The 19,276-nt window shown below is 44.6% G+C and carries 16 protein-coding genes; 7 read left to right on the top strand and 9 right to left on the bottom strand.

Features of this window, described 5'->3' with window-relative positions; all coding sequences use genetic code 11:
* Window positions 1–280 precede the first annotated feature (280 nt).
* The 4 genes from J7529_RS22270 to J7529_RS22255 all read right to left on the bottom strand — a co-directional run bounded on the left by J7529_RS22270 (window position 281) and on the right by J7529_RS22255 (window position 2,097).
* A complete protein-coding gene (locus J7529_RS22270; RefSeq protein WP_318730799.1) occupies window positions 281–946 on the bottom strand; it encodes a hypothetical protein in 666 nt (221 codons plus the stop codon).
* Between the two features lie 62 nt (window positions 947–1,008).
* Window positions 1,009–1,455 (bottom strand): ferredoxin, encoded by a 447-nt coding sequence (locus J7529_RS22265; protein WP_318730798.1) that lies wholly within the window; start codon window positions 1,453–1,455, stop codon window positions 1,009–1,011.
* The gene (locus tag J7529_RS22260; protein WP_271943336.1) at window positions 1,455–1,841 is read right to left on the bottom strand and encodes a DUF1257 domain-containing protein; all 387 of its coding nucleotides are present in this window, start codon (window positions 1,839–1,841) and stop codon (window positions 1,455–1,457) included. Before J7529_RS22260 ends, J7529_RS22265 begins: the two co-directional genes overlap by 1 nt.
* 46 nt (window positions 1,842–1,887) lie before the next feature.
* On the bottom strand, window positions 1,888–2,097 hold the full coding sequence (locus J7529_RS22255; protein ID WP_271943338.1) for a DUF2997 domain-containing protein: 210 nt from the start codon (window positions 2,095–2,097) through the stop codon (window positions 1,888–1,890).
* A 315-nt stretch (window positions 2,098–2,412) separates the two neighbouring features.
* Between J7529_RS22255 and bioU the strand changes: the two genes are divergently transcribed.
* Together bioU and J7529_RS22245 are read left to right on the top strand one after the other, a co-directional pair.
* Window positions 2,413–3,414, top strand: a complete 1,002-nt coding sequence (gene bioU / locus J7529_RS22250; protein WP_318730797.1) for a (S)-8-amino-7-oxononanoate synthase BioU — start codon at window positions 2,413–2,415, stop codon at window positions 3,412–3,414.
* Window positions 3,415–3,707: 293 nt separating this feature from the next.
* Window positions 3,708–4,625 (top strand): DNA adenine methylase, encoded by a 918-nt coding sequence (locus J7529_RS22245; protein ID WP_318730796.1) that lies wholly within the window; start codon window positions 3,708–3,710, stop codon window positions 4,623–4,625.
* 34 nt (window positions 4,626–4,659) lie between these two features.
* Here the strand turns inward: J7529_RS22245 and J7529_RS22240 are convergent, their stop codons facing one another.
* Genes J7529_RS22240 through J7529_RS22235 form a run of 3 tightly spaced genes read right to left on the bottom strand, consistent with a single transcriptional unit; the run spans window position 4,660 to window position 5,329 of the window.
* A complete protein-coding gene (locus J7529_RS22240) occupies window positions 4,660–4,842 on the bottom strand; it encodes a hypothetical protein (RefSeq protein WP_318730795.1) in 183 nt (60 codons plus the stop codon).
* A 3-nt stretch (window positions 4,843–4,845) separates the two neighbouring features.
* Window positions 4,846–4,917, bottom strand: coding sequence for a hypothetical protein (locus J7529_RS24885; RefSeq protein WP_413038966.1), 72 nt, complete (start codon window positions 4,915–4,917; stop codon window positions 4,846–4,848).
* A gap of 28 nt (window positions 4,918–4,945) precedes the next feature.
* Window positions 4,946–5,329, bottom strand: coding sequence for a hypothetical protein (locus tag J7529_RS22235; protein WP_318730794.1), 384 nt, complete (start codon window positions 5,327–5,329; stop codon window positions 4,946–4,948).
* 99 nt (window positions 5,330–5,428) lie between these two features.
* Here J7529_RS22235 and J7529_RS22230 point away from each other — a divergent pair, with 99 nt between their 5' ends.
* On the top strand, window positions 5,429–7,435 hold the full coding sequence (locus tag J7529_RS22230) for an FAD-dependent oxidoreductase (protein ID WP_318730793.1): 2,007 nt from the start codon (window positions 5,429–5,431) through the stop codon (window positions 7,433–7,435).
* A 285-nt stretch (window positions 7,436–7,720) separates the two neighbouring features.
* On the opposite strand, the gene J7529_RS22225 is transcribed toward J7529_RS22230, so the two are convergent.
* A complete protein-coding gene (locus J7529_RS22225; RefSeq protein WP_318730792.1) occupies window positions 7,721–11,110 on the bottom strand; it encodes a pentapeptide repeat-containing protein in 3,390 nt (1,129 codons plus the stop codon).
* 533 nt (window positions 11,111–11,643) lie between these two features.
* On the opposite strand from J7529_RS22225, the gene J7529_RS22220 reads away from it, so the two are divergent.
* Complete coding sequence (locus J7529_RS22220; protein WP_318730791.1) at window positions 11,644–13,575, top strand: hypothetical protein; 1,932 nt, start codon at window positions 11,644–11,646, stop codon at window positions 13,573–13,575.
* 74 nt (window positions 13,576–13,649) lie between these two features.
* Window positions 13,650–15,413: a DUF3685 domain-containing protein gene (locus tag J7529_RS22215; RefSeq protein WP_318730790.1), complete on the top strand. Its 1,764-nt coding sequence runs from the start codon at window positions 13,650–13,652 to the stop codon at window positions 15,411–15,413.
* 43 nt (window positions 15,414–15,456) lie between these two features.
* Here the strand turns inward: J7529_RS22215 and J7529_RS22210 are convergent, their stop codons facing one another.
* Window positions 15,457–15,843 (bottom strand): hypothetical protein, encoded by a 387-nt coding sequence (locus J7529_RS22210; protein ID WP_318730789.1) that lies wholly within the window; start codon window positions 15,841–15,843, stop codon window positions 15,457–15,459.
* A 168-nt stretch (window positions 15,844–16,011) separates the two neighbouring features.
* Between J7529_RS22210 and J7529_RS22205 the strand changes: the two genes are divergently transcribed.
* A complete protein-coding gene (locus J7529_RS22205; protein WP_318730788.1) occupies window positions 16,012–16,596 on the top strand; it encodes a thylakoid membrane photosystem I accumulation factor in 585 nt (194 codons plus the stop codon).
* Window positions 16,597–16,786: 190 nt separating this feature from the next.
* On the top strand, window positions 16,787–19,252 hold the full coding sequence (locus tag J7529_RS22200; RefSeq protein ID WP_318730787.1) for an NACHT domain-containing protein: 2,466 nt from the start codon (window positions 16,787–16,789) through the stop codon (window positions 19,250–19,252).
* Window positions 19,253–19,276: the final 24 nt, after the last annotated feature.

The following is a 19,276-nucleotide window of genomic DNA, read 5'->3' as shown; positions in this document are numbered from 1 at the left end:
CGAGCTGGCTCTCCATCGTTTCACGATCGCCAAAAATCAGCCTTAAACCACCCTACCCGGTTTTGGCCAAGGTATTGCTATTATAACCTGAGTTTCATACATCTTAATCGTCCTTAAATCTTACCCATTTTTTTGAGTCAATACCTGAGCGGAATAAATCGTCTCTAAAACCTTACTCGACTTTCTCCAATAGATTCAAAAATATCTGCCTTATTAATGGAAAGTTTCAGGCTTCGCACATTAAAGGGAGATGGGGGTTGCTCTGGTTGATGTTTACTACTTATAATCCAGCCATCTTGTGAGTTAACGGATTAATAATTTGCTGATAGATGTCATATAAACTAGATAGATCCTTAAGCGGAAATCGTTGTACTTTCCACACCCCATTCAACTCACAGCCTAGAGAATTTGGATAAAAACGCCCACAAATCCATCCATCTTCTTCTTTTTCTGTCGTCGTCTCAATGCGTATAAATTTCCAAACCATTTCTGCCATATCATACAGTCGCGTTTCAGGATTATTCGGTTGAGGATCGACGATAGCAATCCAACATTCAGGTTCCTCTACATCCGCCACATTGGGATCGTCACAACCGACCCAAATCCAGACAAAAGCCATATAAGGAATTTCTTGGGCGAAGTAATCATCAATGCAACGATCGCCGATTAAACGATCTGCATCAACATAAAAACGTCCTAACCAAAAGGGGAGACCTGTATCATAGGGTTGCTGGCGATTCGATAAGGTATAGTGATCTAATAACATATACTCGTCATCACAAACGGCAAATAGTTTATCCACAGAAAGAGGTATAAGTTTTTTGCCATTATTTTCTGATGAAAATCTTTTATCTAGCAGTTTAAATAGGCTGCCGACTTGCTGATGATAAGCGAGCAAGATTTTGTAGCTTTGGGTCACTTGCTCTACGATTTCTTGACTCATCATAATTGGATTAGAAAAAATCACCTATAATAAAAGGCTGTAGAGTTACAGCCTTTCGAGTTCATTTATTCCGGGTTTTGGTGTATTTGGCGTTGGGTTGATGACATCAAAGCTCGATTAATCGGAAAACCAGGAACAGGCATGACCTGATATTTTCGTTCGGCTTCGAGTTGTTTGAGTTCGGTATAATCAACCCAGTGGATACAGTCTACGGGACAGGTTTCGATCGCTTCTTGAATCAGCTCTTCTGGGTCTCCATCTTGCTGGATTACTCGCGATCGCCCATACTTGTCTTCAATATAAAACGTATTTCGGGCTACATGGGCGCAATGCTTGCACCCAATACAGGTTACCTCATCCACATAAACCCCTTTCTGGCGCAGGATTCCCCCCAATTCGGGTTCAAATCCTGTCCGGTCTGGTTCATCCCGCCACACACCGCCTAATTCAGGTTCTAGTCCACTGCGTTCTAAATCCCGATCGTCGGTTGAAAGGGGATAAAAATCATCCATTATGCACTCCAACGTTGCAGCACTAAGCGAATTGAACCATCTTCATTTTTCTGCTGTTCTGCTACTTCAAACCCTTGTTTTGCAGTCTCTTGCACCACTGTATGATAGGCGTAGCGCTGGGTGATTTTATTGATAAATCCTTGTACGGAAAGATTCTGCTGCCAGAATTGCATATCCGAAACTAATTGATAGGATTGGCCATTCCAACTAAAGCCAATATCGTAACCATTCTCTTGTTCGATCACCACTTCAGCGTCGTGAGTTTGTCCTTGATATCCGCGAACGGGACTCGGGCCAGATTTCCAATCAATCTCTAACTCACTTAAAGCGGTTTTCAGAGCCTCTAAATTGCGAATCTGAGTTTTAATTTGACTAAAGTGTGACATGGCAGGTTGTTTGGTGTAAAAATACAAAATACAGTTGACACAATCGTTACCATTGGCTGAACGTAGCCTGATTCGTGGTAACGTCCTGTTCCTGTTGCACTTGGGCAAAATACTCAGCCGTTGGTTCGACTTTGAGTACATGACCGAGTTGAGCTTCAATGGCTGCGGTCACTTCTGCACAGGACGATCCAACAATGCCAGTAACGGTTTCTTTTACCCGACCATCCGGGTAAATGATGAACTCTAGGGTTTCCATGTGAATTTGTCCCTGATAAACCAAGCCTATGGTTCTTGCTTAAAGGCATGAACCGGACTTTTAGTTGCATCATAACGACGCAAATCGTAACAAAAATTATGACACACTTGAAGTGTGTTCTCAATTATTGGTCAGTGTGACGCAAGTTTCTCAAATCGTCAAGAATCCTAGGATATAAGGATTTGAGGGTTCACTGTCGAAGATATAAATCGTTATCATTTGTAATTATTTCTTATAAGGGCTATAGGCGAAGGAATCACGCCCAATGGTTGATAATGGAGGATTAGTCTGGTTCAAAAAATTGGTGTAACGATAATGAACAACCAAAATATTGGGGTGATGCATGTTGGTGTTTTGGGCTTTGGCGGTTTGGGACAAGCTGCGGCTAAGGTTTTGGCTCCCAAAGGGGAAATGCGGTTAACAGCGGTGGCTGACCATAAGGGCTATGCTTACAATCCAGAGGGGTTAGATGGGGATGCTTGCGCTCAAGTGTATGGCGATCGCCATTCTGTGGGATATTTAGAGCCATGGGGAATCCTGAGCGAGAATAGCATTGCTGATTTGATCCAACAGGCTTCTGTGGTAGACGGTTATTTTCTAGCGCTTCCCAATCTCCCCAACACTTTCATGGCAGATGTGGCTCGGCAGTTTATTGCCTCCGGTTGGCAAGGGGTGCTGGTGGATGCCCTCAAACGCACCAGTGCCGTAGAACAACTGCTAGAGTTACAAGATGAGTTGCAACAAGCTGGCATTACCTACATGACTGGATGTGGCGCAACTCCTGGTTTACTGACTGCTGCTGCTGCTCTAGCTGCCCAAAGTTATGCCGAAATTCATTCGTGTAAAATCACCTTTGGGGTGGGTATTGCCAATTGGGAAGCTTATCGGGCAACCATTCGCGAAGATATTGCCCATATGCCTGGCTATGATGTGGAGAAAGCACGAGCGATGAGTGATGCCGAAGTTGAGGCGCTCTTGGATAAAACTAACGGTATTCTGGCTTTAGAAAATATGGAACATGCCGATGATGTTATGCTGGAATTAGCTGGAATCTGCGATCGCTCCTGCGTATCCGTCGGTGGTATTGTCGATACCCGTAACCCCAAAAAACCCCTCAGTACCAACGTCCAAATCACGGGACGCACCTTTGAAGGCAAAATTTCTACCCATACCTTCACATTAGGTGATGAAACCAGCATGGCGGCCAACGTTTGTGGGCCAGCTTTTGGCTATCTCAAAGCCGGAATTTCTTTCCATCGTCGCGGTATCCACGGACTCTTTACTGCTGCTGAAGTCATGCCCCAATTTGTCCGCTAGATGAGGATTTGCCTTTAGTGATGGCGATCGAGTAGAGTGTCCATAACCCTACTCGATTCTGCTTGATTAATTTCCAAGATTCCTCATACGAAATCATAACGACTATAGCTAATATTCAAGGATTTGATAGGATAGATTCTTCAGAGGTGAATTCCTCTCATTCCCTGGTTTATGGCGTGTTTATAGGAAAAAAATTCTATTTCTACTCTATGATTTTCAAGTTTCATGCTTACATGGGAAGGCATGTTTGTACTATCATAGACTCCTGGATGAGAAGTTTTAGGTGAACAAATATGCCACAACAGGCTATAGCAAAATCATTAGACCCTCAAAGGAGAAAAGGGAGTAGCGACAACTCCCTAGTTCAGCCGTTCTTAAAATGGGCAGGAGGGAAAAGAAAATTGATCTCAGTTATCAAAAAGTATATTCCACAAAAGTATGGTCAATACTATGAGCCGTTTATTGGTGCAGGTGCAGTTTTGTTCTCACTTCAGCCAGCCAAGAGCATTATTAATGATACAAATCCTGAACTAATTAATTGTTACAAAATAATTAGAGATGATTCTGATGAACTGCTTATGGCTTGCAAGGAACATGAGAGAAATAACTCAAAAGAATATTACTATACATTGCGCAGTCAAGATAGATGTTCTACGTTCAAGCAATTATCACCAGTCGAACGAGCAGCACGGCTAATCTATTTAAATAAAACTTGTTTTAATGGATTATTTCGGGTGAATAGTAAAGGGCAATTTAATGTCCCCTATGGAAATTATATAAATCCCGCTATAGCAGATCCGGTTACGATAAAGGCAGTTAGTGCCTTTCTCAATCGCAGATCAGTTAGAATCTATGAAGGTGATTTTGAGGATGCAGTCTCAACTACAAAGAAAGGAGACTTTGTTTATTTTGATCCTCCATACTATCCCATTTCTGAAACATCATCTTTCACAGGATATAGTGTGGATGGTTTTGGGCAGAGGGAGCAGGAAAGACTGAAGCTAGTATGCGATCGGTTATCCGATCAAGGTTGTAATGTATTGATCAGCAATTCTAATGCTCCATTAATTCGTGAGTTATACCGCGATTCTCGCTATGAAGTTGTTGAAGTTAAAGCTTCACGGGCAATCAATGCAGTTGGCTCGAAAAGAGGGAAAATTCAAGAATTATTGATTTATAACAAGTATGAGTGCAAACCTGTTGAAAAATGAAATAGCCCTCCTTAAAAAAGTGGTGGCTGTTTCATTAATCCTCTTTAATATCCAAAGATTGAATCTGCTCAGAAAACCAATTGGCAACGGTGATATTACTGGCTTCTTGTAGATGAAGAAGGGTTTGTTCAAGAAGAGCTATGGGTAAACCAGATAAACCTTGGGAATAATCGCACTCTTTATATTGGTTATCGTCTTGTAGCTTGAAGGCAAACACTCGCTATCCTTTAACATCAATCACCCAATATTCAGGGATACAGAAAGAAGCATACAAGTGTTTTTTCTGATCCAAATCGCTCGATAAGGTGGTATCGGAAATTTCACCAACCAGATCGATCTAAATCAATATAGCGTTTGTCTTCAGGATTCCAGGTGGGATAATTGTCTCCAATATAGAGAACTAGATCGGGTGCAGCAGCACTGTGTTGCGATTTTTCTAGTAAACAGCCACCAAAAGAGCTAAAGTTTTGATTTTGCTTTTGACTGCACCAGATCCAAAAAAATATGGTGAATAAATCGCCAGTATTGCAGTTATTTATTCCGTCTGAACCCATCTGGACTAAGAGTTTATATTGGTAGTAGTATAGCTTGATTTTTTCGGGACAGTCGCGATCGCGCCAAACCTCATAGTTTGCCCAACTACAGTGTTGCCAGAGTGGTAAGAAAACTTCAGTTTGTCGAGGGTTACAGATGAGGGAAGTCATAAGATTAATCGTAATAGGGTTTTTGTTAGAGCAATAGATAACTGCGGGTACTTGTATGCTATATTAACGAATTGGTGACTTACAATATGAGAATGCTCTATGGCATTTTCATCTCAAATGAAAAAATACCTAGGATTGCTATCTACTTTAATTATTACCGGATTCTCGTCAAGTGCGGCACTGGCATCCCCGGAACCGGATCGAACCGTCTCCTGTGATGTACTGGTAGTGGGTGGGGGACTGGCAGGTACGGCGACTGCTTATGAGGCGTTGCTCGGAGGTAAAACGGTTTGCCTGACGGAGTTGACGGACTGGGTAGGGGGTCAAATTTCTTCCCAGGGAACTTCGGCGTTAGATGAGAGAACGACACAAAGAGCGCAATTGTTTTATTCTCGCGGGTATTTGGAGTTGCGCGATCGCATCTTCCAAACCTATGGCAAGCTTAATCCAGGTCAGTGTTGGGTGAGTGTCTCCTGTTTTCTGCCGAAAGATGGTCATTTGATCCTGATGGAGATGCTGGAAACTGCGGCAAAACAGGGGAAAGGAACGCTGCATTGGTATCCCAATACGGTGGTGAAAGACCTCGATTATAATGGCGATCGCACCCTCATTCAAGCAGCAAGTGCCATTCAACACCAAGCCGCACCAGGCGCACCGCCCCTAAATACCCGCTTTCTCTCCCAAACCCTAGAAGATGCTTATACTTACGACAATTCCGAGTATCTGACTAAAAGTATTATCCGCTTCATTGCACCCCAAGATAAACCCTGGTATGTCATCGATGCGACGGAAACCGGGGAATTAATTGGACTCACCAATATTCCTCACCGTTTGGGGATCGATCCGCGATCGCCCCTAGAACCCTCTTCATCGAGTGAAACCGGCAATCCCTACTGTACCCAAGGCTTTACCTACACCTTCGCCATGGAAACCATGGACGAACCGCAACCCCAGGTGATGCCAGACTTTTACCCCCAATATGCCCCTTACTATAGCTACGAATTAGAGCGCCTAGCCAGTTTCGATCTGGTGTTTACCTATCGCCGGATCTGGAGTCCAACCACAGGAGAAGCCACGAAATTCAGAGGCATTGGTTTTACAAAACCCACCCCTGGGGATATCGGGATGCAAAACTGGACATGGGGCAATGATTACCGTCCAGGGACTTCAATTGATAACTTTATTTATACTCCAAACCAACTGCAAGCCACCGGTCAATTGCAGCCTGGGGGATGGCTGGGAGGACTGCGCGTCGATGCTTTACGCAAAGCCGAAGAACATGCTTTGGGATTTTATTACTGGTTGGTTGCGGGAACCACGGATTCTCAATTGGGAGATGGATTTAAAGAACTCCATCCCAATTATCGCTTTTTATCTGGGTTAGACTCTCCCATGGGAACCGCTCATGGACTGTCGAAATACCCCTATATGCGTGAAGGACGACGGATTATTGGTCGTCCCAGTTGGGCCCATCCTGATGGGTTTACCATCTGGGAAATTGATATTTCTCGCCAGGGATATACCGATGAATATTATAGCCAAGCCTTACCCCCAGAGGAATACAGAGCCTTTCGAGCCGCGATCGCCGGATTAGAGGCGATCGAGGTTCTGCAATCTGATGCCCTACCTAACCCTCCCCAACGTCGCACCCGCTCCACTATCTTTCCAGATTCTGTTGGCATTGGTCACTATGCGATCGACTTTCACCCCTGCATGACGCAAAGTCCTCCGGAAAAACCCGGTAACACCGAGCGCGAAGGAGAACGTCAAGGCGCAGGGACGGCTTACCCCTTCCAAATTCCCCTGCGAGCCATGATTCCCCAACAATTAAATAACCTGTTAATTGCCGGTAAAAGTATCGCCGCCAGCCATATTGCGGCGGCTGCCTATCGGGTGCATTCCTTTGAATGGTCAGTTGGTGCAGCAGCCGGGAATACGGTCGTTTTTGCCCTCGAAAACGATCTGATGCCTTATGAATTAGTCGATAATTTACCCGCACCAGAACCCCAATTAGAAGTCTTGCAACAACGGTTAGTGAATCAAGGGAATCCGATCGCTTTTCCCAATACCTCAATTCTGAATGAAAATTGGGACAGTTGGCAGTAAATCTCGTTATGGAGTGCAATCTGTCTATGATAAAGTGAGCAATAAACTTGTAATTGATGGGAAAAATCACCAATCAAAAAACAATATTTTCTGTGACCTTTAAGGATTTACCCACTCTAAAAATCACTATCCAAATTATACCGATCTCCCTAAACCAGTAATAATAGTCTTTTGTTAGTTGTCACCAATGAAGTGAGTGGCACCACTACAATTTATGTCATTGAAGAAACAGGGTTTGTCCCCCAACTCGGCATGAGAGGTGATTTTTAGCCAAATTAAACGGATTCAGACATCATCAGGGGGTTGATAACGGATGCTTTCACCTTCAATATCTTGAGCAGGAGGTGGGGTATATACAATCGTTTCAGTCCCATCATCATCATATTGATCTCCATCGCCATCCGGAATTTGATCGGGCATATAGGCAGCCGTGAGCAGATGCTCGATCTCTTCTGGAGCGTCTATATCTTCAATTGTTGATTGGTCTGACCGATTGAAATACGATCCCGATTCAAAGGCTACTGTTTCGTCTTCAGCGATTTCAATTGGGGGTAAGAAATCTGAATCAGACGGTACTTGGGGCAGATTGGAGTTGTTTTCGTTTTCTGTCCAACTGGCTTCTTGGTAGGCACAATATTGTTCCCAAGTCCAAAAGACTCCTTGGGATTGAATGAAATTATGATGTTGGGGATCGATGAGTGCCTGGTAGAGACAAGCGTTGCTAAAGTTAGTCTCTTCTAAAACCGTGCCTTGTAATTTGGCTCCAGCTAGGTTAGCCATGCTCAGATTAGCTCTTGATAGGTTGGCGTTGGATAGGTCAGCACCGGATAAGTCCGCACCAGATAGGTTGGCTTCTTGGAGTTGGGCCCCACTCAGGTTGGCTCCTTGGAGGTTCGCACCCTGGAGGTTAGTGTTTTGCAGGTGACTTTTGGGTAAGATGGCATGTTGTAAGTTGACCCAAGGGAGCTGAAGGTGATGGAAGTCTCGTCCCAGACGTTGCCAAAAGGTGAGGGGGGCTAAGATCGATGCTCGGCCAGCTAAAGTGAGGAGTTGATTGGGGTTGTACGGAAGCCAACGGCCCAGGGTTGTGGCCCCAATTTGCAGCTTGAGATCAATGGTAAGGCGATCGGGGATACCACAGGGGTAGAAGGAAGTAGACGTAGCACGAGCGAAGACGGCGATCAGAAGAAGCAGATTGATACCAAGGATGGCATCCACTTGCAGGATATTGATGGGGTTTCCAAGGGATTGGAAGCGATCGTGAGCTTGTTTGGGGATGGAGGTGTTGATCCATTGGGCTTGGCAGTAGCTGGCCCAGAACCGATCCAACCGATCGCACAGAGTGCTTAAATTGAAAGACTGGGGATAATTGTTTTGCTCTCGTTGCAGTCGCTCTAGCAGTAGGTCTTCACTGTTGTAAGGAAGCAGGCCAAATCCGAGCAGAGGATAGAGGATTTGGGCAATGGCGTGCAGGTCAAATTCTTGACTGGGATCGAGGAGAGGCTGAAGCTGTTTGGCGATCGCCTCAATGGCCAAGTATTCACCGAAACTACGATGGGTAAATTGATATTCAATGGTTTGCCGGTGGGGTTTTGGGGTCTCCTGAAATAAAAAGGAGGGTAAATCTAAGGGTTCAGATTCGGCAAGGTTCAGTTTAGCTTTCAGGTGAGTGCTGTTGAGGGTCTGTTGTCCACTTTGGAGTAAAATTAGAGCGGCATTTTGGCACAGGATACGCAGATTGAAGGGTGAGCGACTTTTGAGAAAACGGGATATAGTTTCTTGCGATCGTCCCGCATGACCTAAACCGATGCGAATCAGTTTTTGGGTCTGTCTCCCCCGCAATCGTCCGGAGGTAATTTCACCCAGCAACCAGGTCATCATGCGATCGTAGATTTCTAGTTTTACCCCTGGAAACGGAATATCAATTAAATCTTTCTCGAAAAAACCATCCCGATGCAAAACACCCAATAGATACAACATTAAGGGTTGGCGCGCCATAGCTGCTAATTCTTTGGCTGCGGTTTTATTACTGAATAATCCGGCTTGTTTGAGGAAATCAAAATAGGATTTAGCAATTTCCCGACTTTGCAACTTTGACCAATTCTTAAACCATTCTTGCACGGATTCTAAATCCATTGGCTCGATCTGAAATCGGGATATCTTCAAGGGAAATCGAGTTTTCAATACCCCATTGAGGAACGCCACATCTGCTTCTGGCTTCTGAGTGCCCATCCTTTGGATTTTTTGCTCTAAAGCCAAACGGGAACGAAAATCAGACCGACTGGTTAAAACAATTTTATGCCGAGGCCAGCCCCTCGGATCGCGGTGTTTGTGTTGAAATTGAGCAATTTGTTCGAGTAATTTCTGATAAGGGTCATCCCCCACACACCCATAGGGCATAGAATCCAAACTATCCAAAATGAGGACGCAAGGGGGAAATCCTGGTTTTAACCAACCATCATTGCGGGTGAATTCTGCTTTTTTAAATGCAGAATCCAAGGTTTCTTCTAGGGAGTTTCCCAACTGAATTGAACCGAGGGAAATGACAATCGGCATCCATTCAGGATAGGTTTTTTGGGCAATTTCCGCCGCCCACCATTGACAAAAGCGAGTTTTCCCTAAACCAGAGGGGCCCTCAATGAGGGCTAAACTATAGGTATCGGCAAGCTGTTGATTCGCCCAATTGAGTAAGGAAACACTTTTTTCAGATTCTAGACAATTGGTGGGCAATCCTTTGGGAATAACATATAATTGAGACCAAGAAAATGATTCTTCAAAACAGGGGAAAGCTAGATTGATTCGCAGATCGGCACGATAGAATTCTCTCGGCAAATCAATGATTGCCCGTGCCCCTGGAGAAGCCACTTCTAAAAGTTCATAATCTCCTACTCCAGCTCCATAAAATCCCTGACTAGAATCGCCAATACGGACAAATTTTTGCAGTTGAGGTAAATAAATATGATATTGGGCAACGGTTTTGAGTAATTGTCCGAATAAGCCTTGATGGAGCCGTTGCACTAATAATTGGCTCTCCCGATCCTCCGCGCCATTAGCGACTAACCAAGCTTGAATGACTTGATGAATGTGAGCAATAATGGGAGCATGATCTAAATCAGAGAGAATTTTTTCAGTTTCTAAATCCGTGAGCCGTTTACGGTGAATAATTTCGAGTTGGGAAACCCAAGGGGTCTGCTCAGTTTCGGTGGATGAAGAAGGGGGGAATTGAGCGATCCAACTGCGATTTAACCAAGGTTTGCACAGGGTTTCTTCTTGAATCAATAGGTTTTCTAAACCATCAAGATAAGCAATTTCCAGGGCTAACCAGGTGCTATGATTACGAGGCATTGGTTTATACTGACTTTCGACGTGGATCATGGCACCCGTCAGTTGGCTTAAGGGGCGAAGATGCGATCGCCCAATCGAAAGAGGTCTTGCCAGAAATTCCGCCAGAATATTGGTGTGGAAACCGGTCAACTGTTCCTCATGTAGGGCTTGCACCAGTCGAAACGCCACACCGGCTAAATCAGCTTGGCTTAACTGATGAAGGTTAATTGTAATGGGCGCATCATGAACTCGATCGGGTGTAGAGGTAGATTTAAAGAGGGATAGGCTTGGCTGAATCGAGCCAAGGCTAAGATGGGATGCTTGAAGCCAATCATAAATCTTGAAGTTCATTCTACAGGTTGTGGATCGCGAATAGTCTGACGGCTAGTTTTAGAGAAGATAAGAAACAAGGCGTTTATTCAGATTACCCCTCCCACGTTAACAATCAAAAGATCTTGATGACATCGGGGGAGGCTCCTGAATTGAGGGATTGACTTCCGAATAGGAGAACTTGAGAACAATTACCAACGGAAGCTAAGGTTGATCGGGGTGCTTGGCTTAACCGTTATCTTATGACTTAAACTATACAGAACGAAGGTTAGAGGACACAAGAGTGAGTGTGGCATAGGCTCTTTCAAGGATTTTAAAGACCAAAACCCATTACACTAAACAACGGTTAAACTCTAGAACAAGACCAGAGACCCTAGGCTACTCTGGTTAGTCTATATCTAATATTTGGCGATCGCCCTGGACTCGATCCGGATTTCCCCCTGTGAATGCGGATTGGCCTCTTTTCTAAACGATTGAAACCCAGTTTAATGACTTAAATTACATCTGCGTCTTCTTTATTAAGTACATTCGTTATCCCGTTTCTCCCAAGGTCTATGAAAGAAGTTTCAACCGCCATTAACCCCCCCCAAGAGACTCCATCGAGTCCCTCAACCCAAAATACAACCCTTAATGCCATGGGACTATCTCTATTATGGCTAATGATTATCCTCATGTTTGGTACGGCTGGGTTTGTTGCCACTTGGCTGCTAACTCGTGTGCCACCCACTCCAGATTGTAAAGAATTGTCGCCATTAGCGGCTGATGGCGAGCAGCTCTATTGTGTAGAACAACAAGCTCTGTCTGGCACACTAGAGGATCTAGAATCGGCGATCGCTTTTGTGGATCAATGGGATTCTAACCATTCTCTCTATGCTGAAAGTCAGCGTTTGATGAGCAATTGGTCTAACGCAATTTTAGAGTTTGCCCGTCGGGAAATACAGGCGGGTAATCTGGAAAAAGCGATCGAGATGGCCAGTAAAGTCCCGGAGAGTAGCCCCTTATATGCGGAGGCTCAAACAAAAATTGAGTTATGGCAAGCCGACTGGGATACCGGTCAAGAAATTTATCAGAAAGCACTTGAGTCCATAGAAAATCAAAATTGGACGGTGGCTTATCAACAGTTGTCTCGGTTGGGTAAACTCAAAGATCCCTTCTGGAGTCAAGAACGATTTGTGGAAGTGACTCAATTAATTGCTACAGAAAAACAATACCAGAAGCAGCTTAAGGATGCTCGCGCTTGGGCCAGCTATGGTACGGTTGAGGACTTGGTGGAAGCCATGGAGCGGGTGAATAAGATTCCGGCTGATAGCTTGGCTCGCCAAACGGCGCTTAAGGAAATCGCAACTTGGAGTCGCGAACTTTTGGAAAAGGCAGAAGAGCGCTTAGAAGAGGACGATCTCGAAGGGGCGATCGCCATTGCCGAACGTATTCCCAGTTATTCCTCTCGCTATGCGGAAGCTCAAGATTTCATTCTCTTAGGAGAAGCGATCGATACAGTTCAAGAGGATAATCTAGGGGCATTTTTAGCGGCTCAAACTCAAGCGGCTCAAATTAAACCCGATCGCCCCCTCTATGAGGAAGCTCAAGGCAAAATTGACCAGTGGCAAGAGCAAGTCCAAGATGAAGTGCAAATTCAATTTGCGAATCTAATTGCCAGTGTTGGCCAACCCGTTGCCCTGAAACAAGCGGAAAATTTTGCTCAAATGGTCTCCGTTGACCGTCCTCGGCGCATTCAAGCCCAGACTAAAGTCGCCCATTGGCGCAAGGAAGTAGAGCGCTTAGAGGCTCGACCCGTTTTAGCCATGGCTCGGCATGTGGCAGCAGGAGAAACCTTGGAGGATTTTGAACAAGCCAGAACCTTAGCGGCTGAGATTGAGCGAGGTCATCCCCTACGCATTGAGGCTCAAACCTTAATTGCTGAATGGAATAAGCGGATTGAAATTATTGAGGATCGGCCAATTCTGGATCGGGCGAAATCGTTGGCTAAGGCGGGAGATTTGTGGGAAGCCATTGAGATGGCGGAAAAAATCACCTCAGATCGTGCGTTATATGGTCAAGCCCAAGATATTATTTATGAGTGGGAGGTAGAAATTCAAACGGCTCAGGATGATGCAGATCTCAGGGATGCTGAATATTTAGCATCTTTAGGTCGCTACAGTGAAGCCATTGGCGCAGCGTCTCGTATCGGTTGGGGTAGACCGCTGTATTATGAGGCTCAAGATGCGATCGCCCGCTGGCAAGCGACACTGGATTCTCTCTATACTCCTCCAGCTCCGGTTTATCAAGAGCCGGTTTATCAAGAACCGGTCTATCAAGAACCGGTCTATCAAGAGCCGGTTTACCAAGAACCGGTTTATCAAGAACCGGTTTATCAGCCACCCGTTTACCAAGAGCCAGTCTATCAAGAGCCAGTCTATCAAGAACCAGAACCCGTTTATGAATCGGCTCCTGAACCTTTGGATTATAGTCCTGAGCCACAGTTTTAAGGAGGGGTTGAGCAAAGTGTTGGTTTTCCCCTGAGCTGGTCAACCTCTCACTTGTCTCTTAAATCAAATATCCCATGAGCAATTCTCAACCCTCTTCCATTTCCCTGTTATTAATCGTTCCCAGTCGGATCTTTCGGCTGGGACTTCAGGTGGCCTTGGAATCGTATCCTGAGATTACGGTGATGGCTGAAGTGGAAACGCCGAATGAAGCCTTAACCTATCTGCAAGCCCAACGGTTATCGATGAGCGATCGCCCTGGGGTGGGGATTATTGCGATCGATACTGCCCTAGAAACCTCCCTAACTCAGAATGCTCTCCTGCGGTTTTGTCAAACGCTGAAAACGAGTTATCCCCACTATCGGCTGGTTTTGTTGACCGATCCAGGAACAGTCAGTTGGCAAAGGACACGAGCGGTGGGTGTTGATGGCTATTGTCCCAAAACGGCAGATCGGAGCCAGTTGGTAGCGATGCTCAAACAGGTGGCGATGGGAGAATCCTATCAGGTGAGTGTCGATCCATCTTCATCGAAGGGCGATCGCCCGTCCTGGTGGACTCGGGTAAAACATCGGTGGTATCTCTGGGGCATCAAAGCGATCTCGGACGTAGAAGCTAAGTTAAAAGCGCAACTCAATCAACCGGGTTTATCGGTATTAGAGCGGGTTGTGATTCGCGGACGGCTGCGGGAACTATTCACTGCTCGATGGTGTATTCATTGGTTGTTAGCGCCCCGCTTAGAAGCGGTAGAATTTCAGGAAACGACAGACAATAATGGCGATCGCCCCAATCCTGGAATCTATCCAAATCAATCCCTCGTTCCTGCTCAGTCCTCCAGCTCAGATCCAGAATGGAGTGAATCCTTAATCCCCATTTCCCCCCGTCAGCAAGTCTTAGAAACTACGGCGACTCATCTACAATTCCAGCTCAATAATTTAACGCATACCCCCCTAGAGCTAGATATCTTAAAACCACAAAAACGGCAAGAACTCTTGCAAGTCATTTTAGAAGAATGGGAAGTTCTGCTTGAGGATTTAAAATTCTCCCAGATTCAAGGCGATCAATTGCTCTCGAAAAAACTAGATTTCCTGCGTGATTTATGGTCAGCGGTTGTGACTCAGTTTTTTGGAAAATATTCGCGAATTATGGTCAAAGGGTCAGAAGTGGAAATTGTCCCCATTTTGTTGCAGGATATTGACCGAATTCAAGCAGAGTACTTAGAAAAAGTCCCCTTATTTATAGACTTGCTGAATTATTTAGTCTATGAAATCCCCTTAATGATTGATAATCGCTTATATGCGGCAGGCACACCAGAAGCGCAAAAGCGAGCGGAAATGTTAACCCAAAATCTGATTGTTCAGCTCGGCAATAGTGTGGTTAATCCTCTTTTAAATCATTTTGCAGATGTCGTAGCAGTTAAGCAGATCTTTTACGATCAAGAGCTAATCACCAGCCGCAAGATTGAACGATTTCGGAATGATTTATCCTGGAAATCTCGGCAACAACAGTGGTTTGGCGAACCAAAAGCAATTTTTGAAAGTCAGTATTCCTTATTGGTTTTAGAGGCACGAGGGATTCAAAAAGTCTCCATTTATGCCCCCAGACGGGAAGAATTAGACCAGTTAAACGGGTGGTCTTTAGGGGTAACCTTAATGCTCGAAGGGCGCGACGCGATCGCCCCCCGACTGCAAGCGTTAGTTGGCTCAGTCGGTCAAGTTTTAATCTATATCCTAACCCATATTATTGGCAGAGGTATCGGTTTAGTCGCGCGGGGAGTGCTGCAAGGAATTGGTAATTCTTGGTCAGACAGTCGGTTAAGTGGCAATGGCGAGCGGCCGAAGTAGGGGAATGGGGAGACATGGAAATATCGAGACAAACTATTACCCATTACTCAAATATTTTTAGGGCTAAATCAAAGGGATATTCTGTCGAGCGAGTGAGCAAAATATCGTGAACTAAATCAACAAATTCACGATCGAGATGGGCTTCCGGTTTGATTAGTTTACTCGCAGGATACCGTTCGGGTGCTACATTCACTTCTTCTGTAAACCCAGTTTCTAGACCCTGATCTTGATGCCAAGTTAAGCATTTTCCTCTGAAAGTCAACTGAAACCAAATCAGTTCTTGATCTTGAATATCAAAAAAAACATCAAAATAAGGCTCTTCTCCCTGATACCAAAAGCGTAGAATCCCCTGATGTTCGTCAAATTTTAACAAGTTCTGGCGAATGGGTCTTAAAGAGGCTCCCAGCTTCTGAATATGATCGCGAGTCATGGTTAACATAAGAATAGGAAAAAAGAAGATGATCAACAATGAAAACAGGAATTAAGAGAACTTAGGGAACGGGACTTAACTTTCTCGGAGAATAGACCGAAAGTATGGTAGCCTTTGTTTGATCCTATAGTTCTTTATCCATTGAGTGTGTTGGGAATCCGTAATAAAATGCTATTGAATTTAATTGATCGATGGAAACAGACGTTTGTGAGTGGATGTTTTTTGCTGATGGTACTCTGTGTAACTTGGCTCTTGGGTTTGGGCACACCACAGGCGATCGCTGGCATGAATGTAGATACCTTTGATGGTAATATTTTTGCCCTCTATGGGGGCAATGGTTCCCTGGTTCCCCCTAGAGTTGCCTTTGCAGATTCCCTAAAACAAGATCGGGCGACCTTATTAATCTTCTATCTTGATGATAGCCGAGATTGCAAGCAGTATGCGTCGGTTGTCTCTCAGCTTCAAGCTTATTATGGGCGAATTGTTAATTTTGTGCCCTTAAGTGTGGATCAAATTATCTTTGATGCGAGTACAGACCCCATGCAACCGGCCTACTACTATAAGGGTAAAGTGCCTCAAACTATCCTCTTCGATCGCCAAGGTAACCGGGTTTTTGAAGAAACGGGTAATATCGCCTTTGAACAGGTTGATGATGCTCTGCGGGACTTATTTGATTTTCCCCCTAGAGAGAATACCCAACCGCGTGTTCCCAAAGCGGTGAATGAGCTAAATACAGAATTAGCACCGAATTAAAGGGATATCGAGATAATAGAGAGAAGACATGGTAGAGATAAGGCACCCCTTGTCTCTACGGTAGGGTAGGCATTGTAGCAAGCATTAAGGATTTCATATCAGAAGATGAGGATTGTGGCTTCCCTGCGATCGCCACCACAGGGTTGAGCCTGTGTCATAATCAACAATAAGATCAATCCAAAGCTGAACGATGTCTATAGATATAGCAACAATCGCCAACGTAGTTGCACGACCCTTATTTCAGTTCGCCAAAGATAACATTCAACAAAAATTAAATCCGACGGAACTGGAGAAGGCTTTGAGAGCTGGAATTGAGGCGGCACAACAACAAGAAAATCAATGTCCACACGATCAACAGTTGTTTTTTAAGTCTTCTCCTGATGCTTTGAGGGGTGTACCAACATTTTTGCAAGAGTTTTTCCAAAAGGAAGCCGTACTACAGGAACTAAAACAACCATTTACAGAGAATGGTGGGATTATATCAATTCCCGTGCTTGTTGCAGAATTTAAACGTTTATCAAAAGAATATAATCCAGTTGATCTTAATCCTATCGAAGATAGAATAGAACCCTGGCTCTCGGCATTTGCAGAGAAGTATTTTACCGAAACCAGTAATTATTCAAAGTTTCTGGTGGCTAAAGACAATTATTTAGCACGACTGGCGCATCGATTTGACAATATTAAGTTTGGCGGAATTGATGTTGCTGGACAGGCGATCGAAAAATCAGAAAAATTGGCTCAGATTTTCGTGATGCCAGAGGTGAGGGAAGAGCAGCAGGCTGCTAGTTTAGAACAAAGAGCAAGGGAGATAGAGAATTTTAAGGTTGAGAGTAACAGAGAACACAGCCGTCAGGTAGAATTACTCCAGGAACAGCGATATCTTTCTCAACTAGACAACCGGTTTGGGCAAGTTTTTTTAGCTCAACAGTTATTGAACCAAAACCAGTCGAAAAAATTGGTATTACTGGGTGCGCCAGGTTCGGGTAAAAGCACATTGATGAGCTATTTTGCGGTGATGCTGGCGCAAAACAAGCCCAAGCAATTAGAATTGAGCGAAGAAAAAGACTGGTTGCCGATCTTGATTCCGATTCGAGATTTAGCGAGGCAACCGGAACTGAGCATCTTAGAATATGCACGATATTTTGCGAAAAACCTTGAAGTCTATTCTCTCCCTACGGGTTTCTTTGAACATTGGTTATTGGATGGACGAGCATTGATTTTACTTGATGGTTTGGATGAAGTGGCGGAAGAAAGTAAGCGCTATGAAGTTGTCCGTAAAATTGAAAGTTTTTTAGGGCAAGAACAATTTAAGCAAAATATCGCCATTATCACCTCTCGTCCGGCGGGTTACAAGCGGGACTTTTTCCGTACTGATGAATTTCCCCATTATCAGCTTCAGCCTTTTGATGATGACAAAATTCAGGAATTTATGGATCGCTGGTATGAGAGCCGGTTTCAAGATAAAGCCGAAGCTGAACGGCGCAAGGAGAGTTTGACCAAGGCTCTGAACCAGAATGACCGAATTAAGTTGCTGGCCAAAAATCCATTGCTGTTGACAATTATTGCCCTGATTCATCGTTATCAAGCTCTATTGCCCAAAGATCGGTACAAACTCTATGACAAAGCGGTTGAGACCCTGTTAACTTCTTGGGATGCGAATAAAGAAATTAGTAGTCGAGAAGTCTTTGAGTATCTGGATTTAGATGACTTACGACGGCTGATGGAAAGGCTTGCCTATTGGATTCATAGTCAGGGCAGTACGGGAGATACTGAAGGAGGGACATTAATTGATTGTGAGGAACTGATTGAGCAATTGAGCTGGGACATTAAAATGCTCAAACAAGTTCAACTCTACCAGGCACGAGAAGAAGCAGAACGTTTTGTGGGATTAATTCGAGAGCGCACCGGACTCCTGAATGAGCAAGGAACGGATTGCTATGCATTTGTGCATAAGACTTTTCAGGAATATCTCTGTGCCCAAGAAATTGACTATCAAGCGGATAACGAGAGTGATTTTTCAATTATTACCGATTGCATTCAAGACCATATCCATGACCCTCACTGGGAAGAAGTATTATTACTATTGATTGCCCAACAAAGGCCGAAAAAAGCTGCTAAAGCAATTACTGCTATTCTCAAGCAAAACAGCGAGTATGAAGCCTGGCTGCACCGCGATTTAATCTTGGCTGGTCAATGTCTGGGGGAAAATCTCAAAGATTTGCAGGTTGCCAATGGGAATCTGTGCCAGGAGATTGTGGAACGATTAGTGGATTTGGAAATTCGCAAAACAGCGCAAGTTGGAGATCGCGTTTCTGGGCAAGTTTTTCAAACCCTTTGTAGCCTGAATGAAACTGATTTTCAGGCACAAGCCCTACAACTACTCAAGGAGAAAGCGAAGCAAATTGATGAAGAGCGATTGTGGAAATATCAAATTGCATTAGGGGAGAAGGAAGTCGTAATTAATCTTCTCTTGGAGTGGCTCCAGGATGAAAATTCTGACGTGCGTATCTCTGCTGCGTCTGCCTTGGGCAAGTTGGGAAACAGCTCTGGGAAACTCATCAATGCCCTCTTGCTACTGCTCCGGGATAAGAAGTCTGGCGTAGTTGCCCTAAGCACAAATGTCACCATTTGCACTCGGCTTCAAAACGGTGCGTGAAAGTTTCCCTTCACACCGCTCCTA

The sequence above is a fragment of the Roseofilum sp. Guam genome, from assembly GCF_017746735.1.
Lineage (GTDB): Bacteria > Cyanobacteriota > Cyanobacteriia > Cyanobacteriales > Desertifilaceae > Roseofilum > Roseofilum reptotaenium.
This window is presented reverse-complemented; position numbering and strand designations above follow the sequence as displayed.